The sequence below is a fragment of the Myxococcus llanfairpwllgwyngyllgogerychwyrndrobwllllantysiliogogogochensis genome (assembly GCF_006636215.1).
In the GTDB taxonomy this organism is placed as follows: Bacteria; Myxococcota; Myxococcia; order Myxococcales; family Myxococcaceae; genus Myxococcus; species Myxococcus llanfairpwllgwyngyllgogerychwyrndrobwllllantysiliogogogochensis.
Window position 1 is genome coordinate 1 of sequence record NZ_VIFM01000717.1, and the last position, 477, is coordinate 477.

General features: G+C 62.3%; 1 protein-coding gene. It reads right to left on the minus strand.

The genetic code is table 11. The features are described 5' to 3' along the window. Window positions 1–477 (minus strand): hypothetical protein (locus FJV41_RS53045; protein ID WP_181791570.1); only part of this gene is annotated, 477 nt, incomplete at both ends.

Consider the following 477-nt stretch of genomic DNA (forward strand, 5'->3'; position numbering starts at 1 on the left):
GTGTTGAGGCGCTGAAGAAGGCTCCCCTGCAAGCGCCCGGTGAAGGTCGCCTGCATGAGATCGAGCAGCTTGCGCTGCGGCTCCTTGCAGTAGGGCCCGAGAAACCCGGTGATCCCGTATAGGACCAGGTTCACCCGATTCTTGCGGGCTTGCTCCGACCACGATAGGTAGCCTTCGCGCATCGCCACCGCCAGCTTGCGCGATTTGTCGCTCGGCGCCGATTCGATCGCTGCCTCAAATCGCGCCACCACGTCGCCAGTATTGGCACGCGAGTTCTCGTTCACCCAGGAATTTCCCCCCCCACAGAAGGAAAGTGCGTTGGCCATGCCCATCCACGAGTCGGTCGCGACGCTGCGGATGAGACCGGCGTAAACCGCGCCGACGCCATGCTCCCAGATCGACTTGCTTCCGGCACGCTTCACCTCCAAGCCCGCGGTCTTCAGCACGATCTCGATCTCGTCGAGCAGTATGTTTGTC